This is a genomic window from Bdellovibrio sp. NC01 (genome assembly GCF_006874625.1).
GTDB lineage: Bacteria > Bdellovibrionota > Bdellovibrionia > Bdellovibrionales > Bdellovibrionaceae > Bdellovibrio.
The window spans coordinates 463,667-481,649 of record NZ_CP030034.1; the positions used below are offsets into that span (position 1 = coordinate 463,667).

The window sequence follows — 17,983 nt, forward strand, 5'->3', positions numbered from 1 at the left end:
TTTTTTCTGGAACACTGGGAACGCCCCAAAGTGAGACGTTATTGTGACTTTCTCGCAGGACTAAAGGATTTAAGGTGAAGTGCCAATTTCGCCGATAGGATTTTAATAGGTTATTAATTTCCCGGGAACCACTTGTATGCGATTAAGACCTTCACATCTATTTTTTACGATTCTTGTTATCGGCTCCATCGGAGTTGTCAGTTTCTTTTTAACTAGGAACAAAAACCATCATACAAATACAAGCGCCGTCATACAGGAAGTTAACCATAACAATAACACGACGAGTGGGCGAAGAACTCTTTGTGATTACAAAGCACCCGATCGTCACTTCTATTTAAATGATATTTATTTAGAGCGCATCATTTCCGGTTTTTCGAAAGCGGTTTTAATTCCTGTTGCAGATACTAGCTGTTTGCCAAATTCCTTTTCGGGAATGGTAGATTTCATTCGTTTTCAAAGTCCCGAGTTCGTGCCGTTTGGCTACAATCATTCATTGGAGCTAGCTTTGACGAAAAGCGCAGACACCTATGTGATGCAAGATTTTGCTAACGACAAAACTTCGCTAGAGCATCTGGGATATTCTAAGTTTGATCAATTGCAGGCAGACCTAAAGAAAGCTTATGGACCGGAAGCGCTTAAAGGAAATTTTCTTTGGGTCAGTGTACAGCCCCTGAAAATCACTTGGTCGCGACGTAATTATGAAGTGCCCTCTTTCCATCCCTTGGCTGCCACAATTAGTAAGCAGGAAGTAGCATCGCTTTTGAAAGAAAAACCACAGGTGGTGGACGTACGCGAAACTATCGATGGGGATAAAAAACTTCCCGGTGCTATTGTTTATAATAAATTTAAACCAGATTTGCGCATGCATATCGCCGCGATTGGCGACTTACGACCTTACGCTGCTTTATTTAAGCAGTTGGATAAGGACAAGCCTGTTATTGTGTACGATAAAAATGAAATTCACTTCGGTGCATATAACATAGCCACAATCTTGGGGTCGCAGAATTTTAAAAAGATTTATATTTTCCGCGGCGGTTATGATGAATGGGCAGGTGTGCCGATTCTTGCGCCGAATGATTTAAATGTAAAGATAGTCAGTGGCGCTGAGATCGTAGAAATGCGTAAGAAAAATCAACTTCTTATCATTGATGTCAGAAATCTGGGCTCATATAAATTCCGTCATATACTTGAAGCGAAACATGCAACGGTCGGAATGTTCCTGAATAACAGAGCAATCTTTAGTATGATCGAGGTCATGCCAGATTCGATTCCCATCATCATGGGAGAAAACGAATACGACTGGCGTCCTTATAATATTATTAAAAACATGTTGAAGACTAAGCCAGAGCTTGCGAAAAAAATTTACTGGTATCGCGGTGGTATGAGTGATGCGCGCTTCCTAGAGGCCATGCGCGTATATCTGCCAGATTCGGAACGACTTAAAATTGGACCACGTTTGGTCAAAGATTATGAGCGAACTCGTGACGCTAATCCCATTGATGGTCGTCGGGGAGATTTCAAGAGCCAAGAAGACAAGCTCTAAGATTTTCTGCTGGTTTCTGCATGAAGCCGGGCAGACGTTTTGTTCCTTCGCTCCATTCTTTAAGGATCAAATCACGATCGCCGTTTTTACACCATGAGTTCATCACATCAAATGAACGATATTGGATGAAATTATTCTTCAGACGCAAGCGCATCAGCTCGTTCATATAGAACATCGCAAGGTCCTTATCCTTAGCTTTGTGATAAGCCTCAATCGCCAGATAAAACTTTTGATAGGGATTGATATCTTCGTCTTTAATTTGATCCCACAGCGGTTGCGGTTGCAGTTCACCATCTAATTCTGCCAACTCCATAGGGAACAGAATGCCGTTTTTAAAATCCGGGGCGCTTTGCTTAAGCAGCTCTTGCCACATCTCTTTCACCAGCGTTGGATTTTCTTTAACAAGATTCTTCGCGCAATTGATGTCGCTAGCTAGGTCACACAAGAACAGACGAAATCCTGTAAGTGTCGGATGCAATGTCAGGCGCATGCCGTTCTTAATCAGCGCTCTTTGTTTTTGTAAAAGCAATGCGGGATCGAGCTCTGAACGGACGAAGACTAAATCATTGCTTGGGTTGAAATCGTAAAGATCACGAATGCCGCCGCTTTTATCAAAGAACAAGAATTGTTCTGGATAAGTGCTGGAAACCCAAAGTCCCGTTTCGGTGTAAGCACCTGCCGTCGCTTCTTTCGGAGTAAAATTTCCATTTTTTACGAAGTCCAATAGCTCAGGCACGAGATTTTGAAATTCAAAAGTCATGTGATGTTTCGTTGCTGTCTGATTTGGCAACCAGATTTGCATCAATGGAAATTCTGAACGGGCAGAGAACAAAAGATTGTCGCCATGTGCGACCATTCTTTGTGTGGGATATTCTCCACCTGTCGACCACACGTTTTCGCCATGATCCGACATCAAGACGATAATGGTATTCTTTTTTCTTTTCTCTAAATATTGCAGGACGGGGTCGATAAATTGATCGCGGACTCTTTCTAAGGACTTATCGTATAAAGCTTGATTGTACGAAGCACGCTGTTTCCATTGTTCGGTTGTCAGCGTTTCGCGTGCCGCCTTATTCCAAGATGTATACGAAAACTTCAAGCCGCCATGAAAATCTTTTTGCTCGGCATAATATGGATAAGAACTTGATGCCGGCCAGTGATGCGCACACGTGTGCAAGAATATAAATTGCGGCTCTTTTTGTTGGAGTCGCTCGCTGAGCATCGCTAAGGTTTTATTAGCAAAGAGAGGAACTCGAAACGCAGGATTATAAGCGGCATTAAGATAAAGGCTTGGAACAAAGATCTTTCCTAAGTCGTTATTGAAAAGCGAATAAAACAAGAATGGCCTTGCAATCATCGGTAACAAGACGCTAGGCAAGCCTCCCGGCGGATTCATCGCATGATCGAAGCGTTCTGGCGGAATGAACTTAAACGCCATCGAATCAACGATCATGCTTGTTGAATAGCCAAGCTTTTTAAAGTCGTTCAGTAATGAATTTTGCAGATAGTCTGGATCAGTCGCTTTTTTGCCTAAGTTATAGCGGATGCCGTGCTCAAAAGGACTTTGGCCAGTTAGTAAACTGGTCAGTGAGGCGTGAGTCTGCGCAACCGGTGTCACGGGACTTGTGATCTCGATACTGTCGTTAAGAAAGCGTCCAAGGGCATCGTTTTCTTTGCTCATCCCGTTCTTGATGAATGAGTCATGATTTACAGAATCCAGTGTGACTAGGACGACGTCAGGTTTACTTTTTTCCGTTGCAGTTGCTTCTGGAATTGTGACGTTGTCGTATTTAAATAATGCCCAAAATATATAGATAGCAAAACCTAGAAAAAATGCGCAACCGACGATTTTTTGCGACTTCTGTGGATTTTTCAGAAGTGCGGGGGTTTGCATTACACCGACTATAATCCACCCGGTGAATAAAATGACGGCCAACGGAAAGGCATAAATCGGAGAGTTTGCTAACAGTAGCTTTCCGCCGGGAAGATCTTCAATGAGTGCCGGATGATAAAGCGCCAGTTTTGCAAAGATGATCCCAGCGAATAGCGTGATATGCACCCAACGAAATTTTTTAATAAATGTTTTTTCTAAAGTCGCCAAAAGCGCGTAGAAAAATATAAAGAGACAGAGGTCGCCAATGTAGAATTGAGCGATCTGCCAAACGGCTTCAAAGTCGACCAGCTTATCACTGACTCCACGTGGAAGTGCGGACGCGATATATAGAGTGGTCATAAGTTGTAGGACATACAACAGCAGTGTCAGCAAGAATGCTGGAAGTGACCACAAACGTTTAAGCCATGTCTTCATAATGTCTACGCAGCCGGACTAAGCAATGAATGGCCAGTTAATTTCTGTGCCGTGAGGCCCACGCCCCGCCCAGTTGTGTAATTCCTTTTTTGGATTATCAAAAACTTTTTTTAGATCAACAAAGTCTTTCGTTTTACTTGAGTACGCCAGAAATGGCAGTCCACTGGCGCTTTGTGATAAAAGCAGAAGCGTCGGCTCTGGGGTTTGAATCACAGCGCGTGGCAAAGTCATAGAAAGTGTTTTAGTAACTTTCTTTTTCTCGATGTCGATCACAGCCACCTTATCAGATTCGGGGAAAGTAACTAGCGCTTCTTTACCACCAGGCATGACACGCGCACTGAGAGCTTCGCCAATGCAGTCTTTGATTGCTGAATCGACCATCAGATCCGTGACCTTTTCGCCCTCGATCAACGCTAGCGCCGAAGGGGTTTGCACTGAATTTGGATCATCTAAACTTAAACCAAGTGCCAGAATATTTTTATCGTCGATATTAAAAAAGTGCGCATAGCCTTTGGAACCGTGAAGCAATTCAACTTGCGACACAAGTTTGCCAGACGCTACATCGATCTTTGTGAAGTTTGTCTGCAACGTCACTTTGCTTTTCGCGTAGCGATCCACTTGATATTTTGGGACGCCCGAATTCATCACCATATAGTTTTTGCCATCGTGGGATAGTTGCAACTCGTGCGGATTCATTCCGTAAGTGCTGATGCGATCAACACACTTTAAGCTCGAAGATTCATATACCAACAAACAACCGTGTCCCGAATCGTAATCCATCGCGCTGACTAAAAAATGTTTTGCATCAGGAGTGAAAACTCCATGCCCAAAGAACACCGTGTTTTTAGGAAGAACAAGGGGAGTCACTGAGGCAGATCTAACTTTGATATCGAGTGCGTTCTTACCCCATTTTTGAATGGCAATCAGCTGATCTTTATTCACAGGATTCTGAATGATCTGATGGGTAAGGAAAGTTGTTTCGAATTTTTTAAATTCAGTGCCAGCAAAGTTGCCAAGAAAGATATTGCCAGGTAAATCCACGCGAACCGAGGCATAGACTTTGTCGACGCCTTTTTCTTTGCGACCGTCACCGATCACGAAGCCACGCTTAAGGAGATCATTTGCAAAGGCCTTATTTTCCAATTCCTGGGCGGCCCTTGCTAGAGGCTGATTCCACAGAACAGCAGTTGAGAGGCCACCAAGAAGTACAAGAAGCTCACGACGGTTCATTGTGTTTTTCATATCTTATGATCTTAGGAACTGTTTCACGTTTTTGCGACCCTTTTCCCGGTAATCCCAGACCGATGTCGTGAGCGCAAAAGAAAAAGAGTCATACCCACCGGGCATGACTCTTTCTGAGACGCATATATTCGTCGTCGTTTATTTACTGAGAATTACAGACCTTGAGCTTTGATGATCTGATCAACTTGTTTAGAGAATTTTACTAGGTGATTTTTCAACTCTTTAGCACCTTGATCATCGTGATCTTGTACGATTCTTTCAAGTGTTGCACTTGCTACTGTGACTTCTTGACCAATTGCTGAAAGAACGCCGCGAGTGTCATCAACGTTTTGCAAGCTGTCTTGAACTTTGTTTAAGTGAGCGATTGAGGCGTTGATCGTATCTAAGTTAGCATAGAATTTATTTTCTGCCATAGCCGCTTCAATTTTGCCTTCAGTATTCATCATCATGATATCGTCAACTTCCTCCGCCTTCGCGAAAGAACCCAACAACATTGCAGCTGCGATCAAACCAATAAGTACCTTTTTCATAATCTCTCTCCTTTAATTTAAAATCTTCCGGAGAGTAAACAGTGCGAGGCTTGTGCCTGGGTGAGCTGAAAATAAACGTGGATGTTGCTGTCTATGAATAAGACAAAGGCCCCAGAGGGGCCTTTGTGCTGTCTTTTTAATGTGTTAGATCTTCGACAACTGTCTCAAGCTGAGACAGTGCTCCCGCAGGACGGGGAGCAGAGGAGATTCAAAAAATTACTTTTTGTCTGTCGCTTTGTCTTCAGGAATATCGAAGTAATCCGGCATCACGAAATCAACCGTGAACGGATATTTATAAGACTTGTAAGCGCCGATCTTAGGACGACCTGCTTTAACGTAAGCTTCATCCCACAACGCTGCAGTCATCACCGCACCACGAGCAAGATTTTGCAAAGCGATGTTTTTCATAAGTTTGAACGCAACTGCGGGATCTTTTCTTTCAGCATCCGTGCGCACTTCCATGCCGTGGTCTTTAACAACAGAAGATTTTTTAATCACTGGATCCATTTTCAAAATCTTCGGAGCATCACTCATAGAAAGAAGTGACAACGCTTTCATTTTTTCGATCACAGTCGGTGGTTTCAAGAACGAAGGATTTTTCATCGCGCGCGCTTCTTTCAAAACCAAAGCATCAAGATCGCCATCGAATTCGCCAACAATAGCGTCTTCGAAGTATGCGTGAATACCGCCGTGGCCAGTTGCCCACCCGTCGTAATCAGCAGTCGTATGGAAAGGTTGAGATGTATCGCCAGTGAAGTGACCCATCAAGCCCATATCAGTGACCATTTGGTACGCCAATTTGTTGTAAGCAAGTTCGTTGTCTTGTTCTTCTTTGCGATTTGCAGGAACTTTTGCAGCGTCGAATTGTGGTTTCAAAGCTTCGATACGACGAACGAATTGATCAGCTCTCCACCATGCAGAACCCAATTCATTTGGAATGAATTTAAGAGTTGAACCATCTTTTTTGAATTTGTTTTCTTTGCCTGTGAAGTCTTTAACGATTTGTTTGTAATCAACAGGAATGTCTTTCACAGCCATGCCGGTTACTTCCGGGTCCATGAAGTGCGCAGGGCTACCGTATTTCACAGCATCGCCGCCCAAAGATTTCCAATAGAAGTCAGGCATATTGCACAAGTGACCCATCATCTGAGGTTTGTTGCGAAGGTAATCCTTCAAGCCTTTTTCTTTCACTAGGAAACTTGCCGTACGGCAGATAGTGTCGTGACCGCGACCGCCCCAACCGAATGCAGTTGAAGATAGAAGCAAAGTCGCTAGTAGAATGCTCTTCATAGAAGCTCCTTTTAAAATTCTTTGCCCAATGCTTTCGGCGGACGGCTTGCACCGATAAACCCAGCAAGAGCAATGATAGTGACGATGTAAGGTAAAATCTGAACGAACTGAACAGGAATTTCCATTCCCGCGATCTGCATGCCTTGCAAACGAATTTGAAGTGCATCAACAAATGCAAAGAACAAACACGCCGCAAATGCAGGAAGAGGTTTCCACTTACCAAAAATCAAAGCAGCCAAAGCCATAAAGCCGCGACCACCCGTCATCATAGGAGAGTAAGAAGACGCCAAGAACAAAGACAAACTCGCGCCACCCCAAGCAGCAAACGCACCACTTAAAGTCACAGCGGTCCAACGCACTTTGCGAACACTGACACCAGACGCTTGCAAAGCTTCAGGATGTTCACCTGCAAACAACAACCACAAGCCTGAGCGAGTTTGGCGCAACCACCATGTCAGGCCCGCTACTAAGAGTCCTGCCATCACAAGGGGTTCAAAATAAAAACGCGTTTCCACCGCAATTGGCGGAGTTGAGCCTGTCGAGTTAAAAAGAATTTTTGTGATAAATGGAATCACACCCATGGCAAGTAAGTTGAACGCCATGCCAGTGACGATCTGATCGGCTTTTAATTCGATCACAAACAAAGCGTAAAGAGCGCCAATCAGTAAGCCCGCAACCAGAGCTGCAAGCCATCCAATCCACGCATGACCGGCATAATAAGCACCCACAGCGCCAACGAATGCGCCGACTAACATGAAACTTTCTAGTGCGACGTTCACAATGCCAGAACGTTCACTCATCATGCCGCCCATCGAAGCAAACACTAACGGAGTCGCTAAACGCAAAGTTGCTAAAACCAAAGTCGTCAGAACAAGAAACATATCCATTATTTCTTCCCCTTACGCGCACGAAGATGTTCCCAATAAGCTTGGGCAGCCACACCTAAGATAATCAAAGCTTGAATGATACGCGAAAAATCACGCGTGATCGTCGTCGTTTCTAAATCCAAATCGGAAGCACCTTTATGAAGTGCACCCATCAAGAAGGCTGCGGCAATAATTCCCAACGGATTGTTATTCGCAAGTAAAGCGACCGCAATACCGATGAAACCGTAATCGGGCGAAAAGCCCACGCGATATTGTCCCGAACTGCCCATGACTTCAGAAAGTGCGACACAACCCGCAAAGGCACCAGCTAAAGTCATCGCAATCATCAGAGTTTTCTTTTCAGAAATTCCACCACGATGAGCCGCTTCAGGATTTGAACCCACGGCACGAAGTTGATAACCCCAGGTCGTTTTCCAAAGGAAAATCCACACTAATACTGCCAATACAATCGCAACACCCAATGAAGCATTCGCCGGAGTATCCGGGAACCATCTTGCAATCAGATCGTAGTCTTTAAACAAATAATTCGCAGACACAACAGCGGTTTCTGGATTTTGTGAATTCGGATTTGGAATGACTTTCAAAGCAAACCAACTTGCAAGTCCGGCCGCGATGAAGTTCATCATAATCGTGATGATAACTTCGTGACTGCCGCGAACGGCACGCAACCAACCAGGAATGAAGCCCCACAAACCACCGACAAACAAAGCACAGATAAAAGCAAACAACGGAGCAATAGGAAAGGGCACTTGCGGAAACAAAACCCCAACCGCCGCCGCCGTCACGGTCGCCATCGTCAACTGACCTTCAGCGCCGATGTTAAATAAACCCGCATGAAAACCTATCGCCACCGAAAGACCGCAAAAGATCAACGGCGTTGTGTACGATAAAGTTAAGCCCAAGTCATACATCGAGCCAAATGCCGAACGCACCAGGATCATGAAAACGTGGAATGGATTTTCACCAGCAAACAAAGTTAAAAGCAAAGCCAGGATCAAACCGACGGCGAAACCAAGAAGACGTCTCACAAGACACCTCCCATAGCGGCACCTAAGGCGATTTCATCAAACTGCGTGCGCGTAAATTCTTTCACCACACGGCCTTTATAAAGAACAAGAATACGATCTGAAAGAGCCATCAATTCATCAAGCTCGGAAGAGATCAACAACACACCAGAACCTTCATCGCGACATCGGCGCAATTGATTATGAATAAACTCAATCGCACCGATATCCACACCACGAGTAGGTTGCGCCGCAATCACCACACCTGGATTTTGCGAAAGCGCGCGGGCCACCACGAGCTTCTGTTGATTACCACCAGAAAGTTTATCAAAAGAGTGATGTTCGTTACGAGGACGCACATCATAAGTTTCCATCGCTTCACGAGTGGCTTGCAGAATATCTTTCTTGCGCAAGAAGATCCCACGCGAGAAGCGCAGAAGTTTTTGCTGACCCAACAAGAAATTTTCCCACACTGGGCGGCCTGGTAACATACCAAAACGTAAACGATCTTCAGGGAATGAGCCAACGTGACCCAAGGTTGCAATCGATCCTTGATAGCTTTTGCCAATTAAAGAGTGCGAATCAAGCAAAGCACGAATCAAAATATCCTGACCGTTACCTTCAACACCGGCGATGCCGACAATTTCACGACCATGGACTTTGAAAGACACATCTTCCACAGAACAAGTGCCAAGCTTTGCATGCAAGCGTTGAATATCAAGAACCGCTTTTGCAGTTTCAACTGACGTTGAACGCTCTTGCGGATTTTGCAAGCGGCGACCAACCATCAGTTCGGCAAGTTCAGCCGTCGACGTTTCAGAAGTTTTTTTCGAAGCAACCACACAACCGGCACGGAAGACAGTGACTTCGTCAGTCAGTGCCATCACTTCTTTCAACTTATGCGTGATGATCAGAATCGTTTTACCTTCATCACGTAAGCGACGCAGATTTTTGAAAAGATCTTGCACTTCTTGCGGAGTCAAAACCGCCGTCGGCTCATCCAAGATAAGGATTTGCGAATCTTCAGAAAGAATTTTTAAAATCTCGATACGTTGTTGGGCGCCAACGGACAAAGATTCCACGCGAGCATCAAGATCAATATCGAAACCATAACGTTGTGCAATTTCATGCAAACGAGCTTTTTGAACTTTGCGCGGAAGAACAGAAAAGGCTGAACCCTTTTGTTGTAACAGAATATTGTCTAAAGCAGTGAAGGGCTCTGCCAACATGAAGTGTTGGTGAACCATGCCGATCTTTGCATTCATCGCATCGATCGAAGAGTGAAATGAAACAGGCTGGCCGTTTAAAAAAACTTGGCCTTCATCGGGACGATAAAGACCAAAAAGGATTTTCATAGCTGTGGATTTGCCGGCACCGTTTTCACCAACGATACCGTGGATGCTTCCAGCAGAAATTGAAAATGAAAGGTCCGAGTTGGCTTTTACTGCGCCAAAGTGCTTAGAGATTCCTTTAAATTCAACTGCTGGAACTAAACTCATGGGGCCTATTTCTTTTTGTAGTAATCAGGAACTTGGATTTGGCCCGCGATGATTTTCTTTTTGATCTCTTCGACTTTTTTCTTCATGTCAGCTGTGATCAGTTTTTCGTTGTATTTATCAAGCGTGTAATCGACACCGTGGTTTTTCAAACCGAATTGCTCGATGCCGGCAGTGAACTTGCCTGCTTGTGCATCTTTGATTGTGTCGTAAACAGCAACGTCTACGGCTTTCAACATGCTCGTCAAGATGAAGCCAGGCTTGATCCAGTTTTGATTGCTGTCACAACCGATCGCCAATTTCTTTTTGTCTTCAGCGGCATCAAACACGCCAGAGTTCGAAGCACCAGCCGCTGCAAAGATCACATCAGCACCTTTGCCGTATTGAGATAAGGCAAGCTCTTTTGATTTAGCTGGGTTGTTCCAAGCCTCACCCGTAACACCGACGTAGTTTTCAGTTACAGAGACTTTTGGATCGACGTACTTAGCACCCGCTGCAAAACCCATCGCGAATCTGCGGATCAACGGAATATCCATCCCGCCAACGAAACCAACCGAGTGAGTTTTTGAAGCCATCGCTGCAAGAGCACCGACAACAAACGCACCTTCGTGTTCAGCGAACATCAGTGAACGAACGTTAGGAGCAGTGACTTCGCCATCAACAACAGCGAACTTGATATTTGGAAATTGCGAAGCAACTTTTTTAACTGCTTCTTTCTGTGCGAAACCAATTCCGATCACAAGATCGAAATTTTTGCGTGCGAAGGCGCGATGTAGATTCTCAATCGCGTTTGTGTCAGTTGCCTCAACGTACTTAAGTTCAATTTTAAGATCTTTCTCAGCTTTCGTTGCGCCAATGTAGGCTGCTGAGTTGAAAGATTTGTCGTCTTTGCCACCCTTATCGAGTACCAAACCCACTTTAATCGGATTTGCGAATGTTGTGATTGAAGAAAGAGTGCAGAACAACAAAGTTAACAAGGGAGTAAGGTAAGCTTTTACCATATTTGGGTTCCTTATTAAGCGCATTCACAGATGAGAGTGCACAGCAATTAAGCGTTTGATTTTACAAAAATTTTCAGTTTTTGAACGGGCTCAAATTAGGAGACTGACGTTAGTCAGTCAAGTCATAATCATTTCAGGCACATAATCGAGTGCCGTTACAACTCGGTTATGTCGAAATTTCAATTAGGCGGTTGTATAATATCAGCTTAGGATGACTTCAACATTTAACCCAACGAAGAAAGTGCGGAGGATAAGAGTATGGAATCTCAAACAATACTCAATGGCGGAGTAAACTCCCTTGGTTTTATGGGCAATCAAAACCTAAGCATTCCGAATACTTCGAATGTTCCTTACGAAGTCATTCACCTCAAAGAAGAGGAAATGATTTTTAAAGAAGGGGACACGCCGAAGGGCCTTTATTACGTTCAATCGGGATGTGTAAAAGTTGTCGTGAATCGTTCTCATGCCCGTGGACGTACGACAACAAACGAATACGTTACAAAACTGGTATCTCCAGGCGAGTACTTTGGTTACAAGTCGCTTGTTAAGGGGATGACTTCGGTGTCGCATGCGAAAGCTGTGAAATCGACAGTGTTGTGGTTGTACCCTCGTGAACTTATTCAAGTTGCGATGGCACAAGCTTCTCCACTGATTAAGCTTTTGTTGAATCAAGCAGTGAATGACCTGGAGTCTTTCGAGACGACAAGCCAACTTCACTATTTGGCTTCTGTTCAAGAGCGTATCGCCTACCAATTGGTATTGCTTGCCGACAAATTCGGTGTGCAAACGCCAAATGGAATCTCTTTGAACTTGAAACTGACACGCAATGAATTCGCACAATTGGCTAGTACAATTAACGAATCATTGTCTCGTCATCTGACTGAGTTCAAAAATGAAGGTCTGATCGACTTGAATGGTAAAGAAATTATCATCAAAAACCGCGAAGGTTTGATGAGAAGATCTGGAAACTTCTAAATCCTTACTCCGACAAAGTCGGAGTGTAGACCAGCAATTTAGAAAAATAAAAACCCACAGCGTTGAACACTGTGGGTTTTTTTATGCCCAAAAGTCTACGGCAGGTAAAAACCGTTCGCAGGGAACGAACTTGCACGGCACAAGCCGGCTTCGATCGGTCTTTGGAAAATTTCCGCGGCACCTGCAGGAATTGCCGCATAACGGTTGTAAACGGCATAACCGCCTTGTGGCAAAGCGACGATCATATCATTTATCAACTGACGACGCAGACCCGAAGCAAGAGTGATTGGGTCGAACGGCACAATAATGCGGTTACCGATAGTTGTCGCAACCAAAACGCCGCCTTTATTGAAGACATCACGCAAATATGCCGGTGGATTTGGATAAGCCATATCGACAAAACATCCCGGTCCCGTTGGTCTGAAACCAAGAACGTTCAAAGAAATATTGCTGGATTGGTTCCACGCACCAGCCGATTTCACGATACGAAGCAAATCAGCGCGACCTAATTTCGGTTGTTGCGATTTTAAAAGACCAAGACCCGCAGCCACGATCGCTGCTGAATTTGAACTGCCAAATGGAGTACGACCGTCTTGAAGTTGCAAACGTGAAGGCGCAAAAATATCTGGTTTACCAGACGATGCTGAACGCGAAGACATTGGGAAATCGCTTGCGCCCACGGCAATCACTGTTGGGTTGTCAGCTGGATTCAAAACAGATTCATTGATTGAATGCGACGGCATCGTGATGTTGTCGGGTTCAATCGAAATGCGCAAAGAATCTTGAGCCGCAAAATTGCCAGAGCGGTTTTTCACTCGCAAGAAGTACAAACCTGGCGACAATTGTGTTTCGATGATTTCACGTGGATATTTAGAAAAACCAGGACGCGATTCATTCACGTCGTCAGATTGTTTTGTCGCGCCCACTTGCAGAACGTTCAAAGTGTCGTCAGTTAAAACCAGATCTAAATCTTTCTTTGTTCCAAGATCGACATTGTCTTTGAAGTCATTCCACGAAAGCACCACGCGCAAGAAGCACGACTTTGTTTCGTTTTGTTCGCAACGAATAGCCAAGGCATTGTTTTGATCAGGCAAACGCACCCAGTTGTCTTGGATGGTTTGAATCGTAGAGTTGTAAGTTGTTAAATCAAAATTACCTGCGGCATTCACCCAGATGATGCCTGCAGATGTGGCGCGGTTGACCTCTTTATTGATGAAGCCTTTACCGTCATTGTTACCGCCGTACTGCCATACTTCCGAGTACAGGATAAGATCCACTTTGCTTGCGATCGCATCGTCGATCGCCGCTTTAAAGTTTGAATAACCGAACACATTGTACAAAGTAAGTTCTGGAGCCCATTGCGACGCTTGCATATCGTTCGTCATGAAAGCAGTCAGAATTTGCGCCATACGCAAACCGTGTTCAGTTTCGTTATTTGTAGGAGCACTCACAGGACCCGCAATGTAACGAGTGCCCGCAGGCAGAGACACACCGATTTCTTTTTGGAAACCAGCGAAGCCTTTATCGAAGACAGCGATTTTTAATTTACGACCCGGGTTTTGCGCTTGGTAAAACTTTGCAAAGCCAAGTTGTGACTTCAAAGAATCCAAATTTGTGAATGGACCTGCAAACGCGGCAACAGAAATGAATGTAGAAATTAAAAATGAAACATAAAACTTCATGAAGACTCTCTTTGAGTGCTGCCGCAGTTTTGAGTTTGCAGCAGCTCTCTAAAAAATTAAAAACGAAGCCGGCCCTGTGAAGTTTTATGACAAGATGAAGAGCAAGGGCCGAGCAGGCTTATTAGTACCAGTAGTTAGAGTAGTAGTAATAAGTGTAGTAACCGTAGTTGTATGTGTAACAAGGACGGTACCAGTTTCCATACCAGTACATGTAGCTGTAGTAGTATGTGTTGTAACCATTGTAGAAGTACCAGCTTGAAGAACCGCCGTCGTGATCAAGTTCGCCACCAACGTTTGTTGCTGCTACTTTTGCAAAGTTACCAGTTTGAGCCAATGCTTTCGCTTGAACTTCGTTTGCTGGAGCTGCTGCTGTTGCAACCGCTGCAGAGTTATCACGAGCATCAACGCGTACAACAACTGCACCGTTCATCGCTGTTTGATTGATAACTGAACTTTCGTTATCAAGTTCACCGGCAAATGCAGAACCAGAAGCCAATGCCAAGGCTGCTACAAGAATCAGATGTTTCATCAGAATTCCTCCTTAAAATGTTTGCTCTTTTTTTCTGCAAACGAGGCCTGTTGTCACTCGAAAACCGCCTGTTATTTGAAACTCCTTGACGCCAAGCAAGGCAAGCGGGTAGGTCGTTAGCTTATGGAACCAATTGGCTTCATCGAAAGCTGCTTTAAAGATAAATTTGGAACACCGCGCCAGCCTGGTCTTGTGAAAAAGGCTACGGCCAAACTTAAGATTCGCGGTGATCTTCAGCCTGCAGAAGCTCTGCAAGGTCTTGAGGGCTTTTCGCACGTGTGGCTGATTTGGGTTTTCCATCAAAACAAAGTCTCTCGTTATCACGCGAAAGTTCATCCTCCGCGCTTAGGTGGGAAGAGTATGGGTTTGTTTGCGACACGAACTCCGCATCGTCCAAATCCGATTGGTCTTTCTTTGGTTGAGCTTATCAGTGTTGAAAAAGATGGGATCATCGTCAGTGGTGCAGATCTGGTGGATGGAACTCCCATTTTAGATATCAAACCATATTTGCCTGAGGTCGAAGCGATCCCAGGAGCACGCACGGGTTGGCCCGCAGAAGTTGTCAAAGAACCAATCCATGTCGAATTTACAGAGCAGGCGCAAATTGCGCTTTCGAAGTGGGAACAGAAAAATCCCGACAAAGCGTTGCGTGAAATTATCGAGGAAACTCTGCAATTAGATCCGCGTCCTGTAATTTACAGGGGTTACGAGCAAAAAGACGATGCTCCATATCGCTCTGAACATGCGGTTCGTTTGTTCGATGGAGATGTCCATTTCAAGTTCGAAACACCCACCCTCGTTCGAGTTACCGATATTCTTTTTACGCATAATTAGTTGCAGTTGCCTTTTATTAAGGCGCCAAGTTACATAGCCTCTGTAACCTAGAAACTTAAACAGGGGGAAAAATGAGAACGGAAACTACTTCTCATAATGAGGCTGCAGCGAACACTCTTCGCAAGGTGCCGACACTAAGCTTAGCAAGTTACACAAAAGGAACTTCTGAAGAGAAATCGAAATTCATCGATCAGTTGTTCACAGGCCTTAAAGAGTACGGCTTCATCATCTTGAAAGATCACAACGTAAAACCAGCTGATCTTCACAAAGCCTACCAACTTCTTGAAACATTCTACGCTTTGCCTGAAGACGTAAAAAAATCTTACATCTCTCCAAACGCAGGCTTCCAACGTGGTTACACTCCATTCGGTAAAGAACACGCTAAAGATTCTCCAGTGATGGACTTGAAAGAGTTCTGGCACGTGGGTCGCGTTCTTGCTGACGGTCACGACTTGAAATCTGTTTACCCAGAAAACATCTGGCCAGAAGCTCACGTACCTGAATTTAAAAATCACTTCGTTAATTTGTATGCGGCTTTGGAAGAAGCCGGCGACGTTATGCTTGAAGCATTGACGATGCCTCTTGAAGTCGACAAAGACTTCTTCGCGCGCATGACGAAAGATGGAAATTCGATCTTAAGACTTTTGCATTACCCACCAATTCCAGAGGGTGTTGATCCTCGTTGTGTGCGTGCGGCAGCTCATGAAGATATTAACTTCATCACAATCTTGCCTGCGGCGACCGCTTCTGGTTTGCAATTGAAAGATCGCGATGGCACTTGGTTGGATATCGTTTCTGAACCAGACACTTTGATCGTTGACGTTGGTGATATGTTGGCTCGTTTGACGAACGACGTTTTGCCTTCGACTACTCATCGTGTGGTGAATCCAGATGATGGTAAGAACGGCAGCCGTTACTCTATGCCATTCTTCTTGCACCCGCATCCACAAGCGATGTTGTCATGCTTGCCTTCATGCAAAGGCACTGGCGCGAAATACACTGATATTTCTAGCCATGACTTCTTGATGCAGCGTTTGCGCGAAATTGGTCTAATCAAGTAGGCAGGTCTGCACTCCGGCTTCGCCGGAGTAGGGAAGTCTATCTTTCCTCTTTAGCTTGATACGTTTATTGTCACTAATTTAGTAATGACTTCAAGAAGGGGAACAGTAATGTTCCCCTTCTTGCATTCTGGGAGGATTGCTAGGTAAGACAAGACTCACTCGTAGAAACATGAGGGGGGATTCATGCGATACTTGGTGACTGTAACTCTAGTGATGGTGAGTTTTTGGGCTTTGGAATCATTGGCTCTTGATCTGCCGATGCGCTTTGAAGTGAAACGTTTGGGACAGCAGCGTAAGAGCCTTGAGAAGTCGGTGGTGTGGAATCCGACAACGCAAGAAGCGATGGTGCGCATGGGACTTGTGCCCACATACGTGGACCCAATCTTGACAGAAAAAATCTTAAACTTCGCGACTGCGCGCACCGTTGAAGTTGTTCCACTTGTTGATCCAGAATTAGGCGAAGGCTGCACTGAAGTTTCGCAATGGCAATTTGAATATCGTCCAGGTCTTCCTGATTATTTAATGTATATCACCTTAAAAGGACCAAATTGCCAACGCTTAGCAGAACACTTAGAGGTGTATAATACTCGCTTTCGCTTTATCGGTCTTGCGACAGAAGTAGATCCCGTTGACGTCTCGATAGAGATCGTTCGATAGTTAAGGGATGACAAAACGTAGTTCAATCATCCTTGGTGCGATCGTAGTCGCGATCATCTTAGTTCTTTCATACTGCTATTTCGGCGGTGGCTTCGGAAAATCTTCGAACATGCCGCCGGATCTTCCAAATCCACACGGAGATCCCGCAGTTCCAACAACAAGTAAAACACAAACGGCCGAAGTGCCAGAGCCCGCTTCTGGCGAACCCGCAACCGATGCGAATGGTTTCTTGCCAACAAAAATGGAAGATCCAAAACTTTTCGAAGGTCTGCAAACGAACTTCAAGCAAATGTCGGTGTGCTTGAATATGAAGATGGGACCGTTCTCGCAAGGCGATGACATGAACTTCGAAACGTTAAATACAATCATCGCTCCTGATTTGGGCGACATCGTGACAACGACGGAAGACTGGTCAGCGACAGATATTAAAACAAACTCTGGTGAAATTCGTCGTATCTTCTTACGTACAAATCCAAGCAACGATACAGAGCAAACGAAAACTTTGAATTATTATTCGATTCAACCCAATGGCGCGCAAAAAGAAATCTCTTTATCGAAAGAGCAAAGAACAAATCCAACTGATACATTGCTTGCAAGTCTTGAAGGCGATGGACAATTGGTCAGCAAATCTGTCGCGCGCAAAGTTTATTATCAAAACGGCGATGATTTAAGCGTCGTTGAACGCAACGGTCGAGTGTATTCGTTCGAACTTGCTCACGATGGTAAGACATTTAAATGCAGCGGTGTTGATGCTGCGAAATCACTTTCTTGTAGCTGCAAATAAATCTAAAGAGGCGAGAGCAATCTCGCCTTTTCTTTTTTCTGATTAAAAATTTTTGAAGATCACTCTGAAATTGACATCTCAAATGAAAAGTTTGTCTCAATCGGCCATCAAGGGTTGCGCGACTTAACATTTGGGTATTAGATGAAATTTTCGGAGGTGA

The 17,983-nt window shown here is 44.6% G+C and carries 16 protein-coding genes; 6 read left to right on the forward strand and 10 right to left on the reverse strand.

Features of this window, described 5'->3' with window-relative positions:
- Positions 1 to 136 precede the first annotated feature (136 nt).
- Entirely contained in the window at positions 137 to 1,543 is a 1,407-nt protein-coding gene (locus DOE51_RS02275; protein ID WP_142694975.1) for a rhodanese-like domain-containing protein, read from the forward strand.
- Here DOE51_RS02275 and DOE51_RS02280 read toward each other — a convergent pair.
- The 8 genes from DOE51_RS02280 to DOE51_RS02315 all read right to left on the reverse strand — a co-directional run bounded on the left by DOE51_RS02280 (position 1,518) and on the right by DOE51_RS02315 (position 11,301).
- Complete coding sequence (locus DOE51_RS02280; protein ID WP_142694976.1) at positions 1,518 to 3,851, reverse strand: sulfatase-like hydrolase/transferase; 2,334 nt, start codon at positions 3,849 to 3,851, stop codon at positions 1,518 to 1,520. The genes DOE51_RS02275 and DOE51_RS02280 overlap by 26 nt on opposite strands.
- Before the next feature lie 18 nt (positions 3,852 to 3,869).
- Positions 3,870 to 5,093, reverse strand: a complete 1,224-nt coding sequence (locus tag DOE51_RS02285; protein WP_142694977.1) for a DUF1513 domain-containing protein — start codon at positions 5,091 to 5,093, stop codon at positions 3,870 to 3,872.
- A 152-nt stretch (positions 5,094 to 5,245) separates the two neighbouring features.
- Positions 5,246 to 5,623, reverse strand: coding sequence for a hypothetical protein (locus DOE51_RS02290; RefSeq protein WP_142694978.1), 378 nt, complete (start codon positions 5,621 to 5,623; stop codon positions 5,246 to 5,248).
- Positions 5,624 to 5,839: 216 nt separating this feature from the next.
- A complete protein-coding gene (locus DOE51_RS02295) occupies positions 5,840 to 6,913 on the reverse strand; it encodes a hypothetical protein (RefSeq protein WP_142694979.1) in 1,074 nt (357 codons plus the stop codon).
- Positions 6,914 to 6,924: 11 nt separating this feature from the next.
- On the reverse strand, positions 6,925 to 7,800 hold the full coding sequence (locus DOE51_RS02300; RefSeq protein WP_142694980.1) for an ABC transporter permease: 876 nt from the start codon (positions 7,798 to 7,800) through the stop codon (positions 6,925 to 6,927).
- On the reverse strand, positions 7,800 to 8,828 hold the full coding sequence (locus tag DOE51_RS02305) for an ABC transporter permease (protein WP_142694981.1): 1,029 nt from the start codon (positions 8,826 to 8,828) through the stop codon (positions 7,800 to 7,802). Before DOE51_RS02305 ends, DOE51_RS02300 begins: the two co-directional genes overlap by 1 nt.
- On the reverse strand, positions 8,825 to 10,303 hold the full coding sequence (locus DOE51_RS02310) for an ABC transporter ATP-binding protein (RefSeq protein ID WP_142694982.1): 1,479 nt from the start codon (positions 10,301 to 10,303) through the stop codon (positions 8,825 to 8,827). The genes DOE51_RS02305 and DOE51_RS02310 overlap by 4 nt, the downstream gene beginning before the upstream one ends.
- A 5-nt stretch (positions 10,304 to 10,308) precedes the next feature.
- Entirely contained in the window at positions 10,309 to 11,301 is a 993-nt protein-coding gene (locus DOE51_RS02315) for a BMP family protein (RefSeq protein ID WP_142694983.1), read from the reverse strand.
- Positions 11,302 to 11,559: 258 nt separating this feature from the next.
- On the opposite strand from DOE51_RS02315, the gene DOE51_RS02320 reads away from it, so the two are divergent.
- On the forward strand, positions 11,560 to 12,276 hold the full coding sequence (locus DOE51_RS02320; RefSeq protein WP_142694984.1) for a Crp/Fnr family transcriptional regulator: 717 nt from the start codon (positions 11,560 to 11,562) through the stop codon (positions 12,274 to 12,276).
- Between the two features lie 95 nt (positions 12,277 to 12,371).
- On the opposite strand, the gene DOE51_RS02325 is transcribed toward DOE51_RS02320, so the two are convergent.
- Together DOE51_RS02325 and DOE51_RS02330 are read right to left on the reverse strand one after the other, a co-directional pair.
- Positions 12,372 to 13,958, reverse strand: coding sequence for a S8 family serine peptidase (locus tag DOE51_RS02325; protein ID WP_142694985.1), 1,587 nt, complete (start codon positions 13,956 to 13,958; stop codon positions 12,372 to 12,374).
- Between the two features lie 121 nt (positions 13,959 to 14,079).
- The gene (locus DOE51_RS02330; RefSeq protein WP_142694986.1) at positions 14,080 to 14,487 is read right to left on the reverse strand and encodes a hypothetical protein; all 408 of its coding nucleotides are present in this window, start codon (positions 14,485 to 14,487) and stop codon (positions 14,080 to 14,082) included.
- A gap of 123 nt (positions 14,488 to 14,610) precedes the next feature.
- Here DOE51_RS02330 and tsaA point away from each other — a divergent pair, with 123 nt between their 5' ends.
- The 4 genes from tsaA (at position 14,611) to DOE51_RS02350 (ending at position 17,823) form a co-directional block, all read left to right on the forward strand.
- Positions 14,611 to 15,321: a tRNA (N6-threonylcarbamoyladenosine(37)-N6)-methyltransferase TrmO gene (tsaA, locus tag DOE51_RS02335; RefSeq protein ID WP_142694987.1), complete on the forward strand. Its 711-nt coding sequence runs from the start codon at positions 14,611 to 14,613 to the stop codon at positions 15,319 to 15,321.
- A 71-nt stretch (positions 15,322 to 15,392) separates the two neighbouring features.
- The gene (locus tag DOE51_RS02340; RefSeq protein WP_142694988.1) at positions 15,393 to 16,382 is read left to right on the forward strand and encodes an isopenicillin N synthase family oxygenase; all 990 of its coding nucleotides are present in this window, start codon (positions 15,393 to 15,395) and stop codon (positions 16,380 to 16,382) included.
- Positions 16,383 to 16,565: 183 nt separating this feature from the next.
- Positions 16,566 to 17,039: a hypothetical protein gene (locus tag DOE51_RS02345; protein ID WP_142694989.1), complete on the forward strand. Its 474-nt coding sequence runs from the start codon at positions 16,566 to 16,568 to the stop codon at positions 17,037 to 17,039.
- A 7-nt stretch (positions 17,040 to 17,046) separates the two neighbouring features.
- Positions 17,047 to 17,823, forward strand: a complete 777-nt coding sequence (locus DOE51_RS02350) for a hypothetical protein (RefSeq protein WP_142694990.1) — start codon at positions 17,047 to 17,049, stop codon at positions 17,821 to 17,823.
- The last annotated feature ends 160 nt before the right edge of the window (positions 17,824 to 17,983 follow it).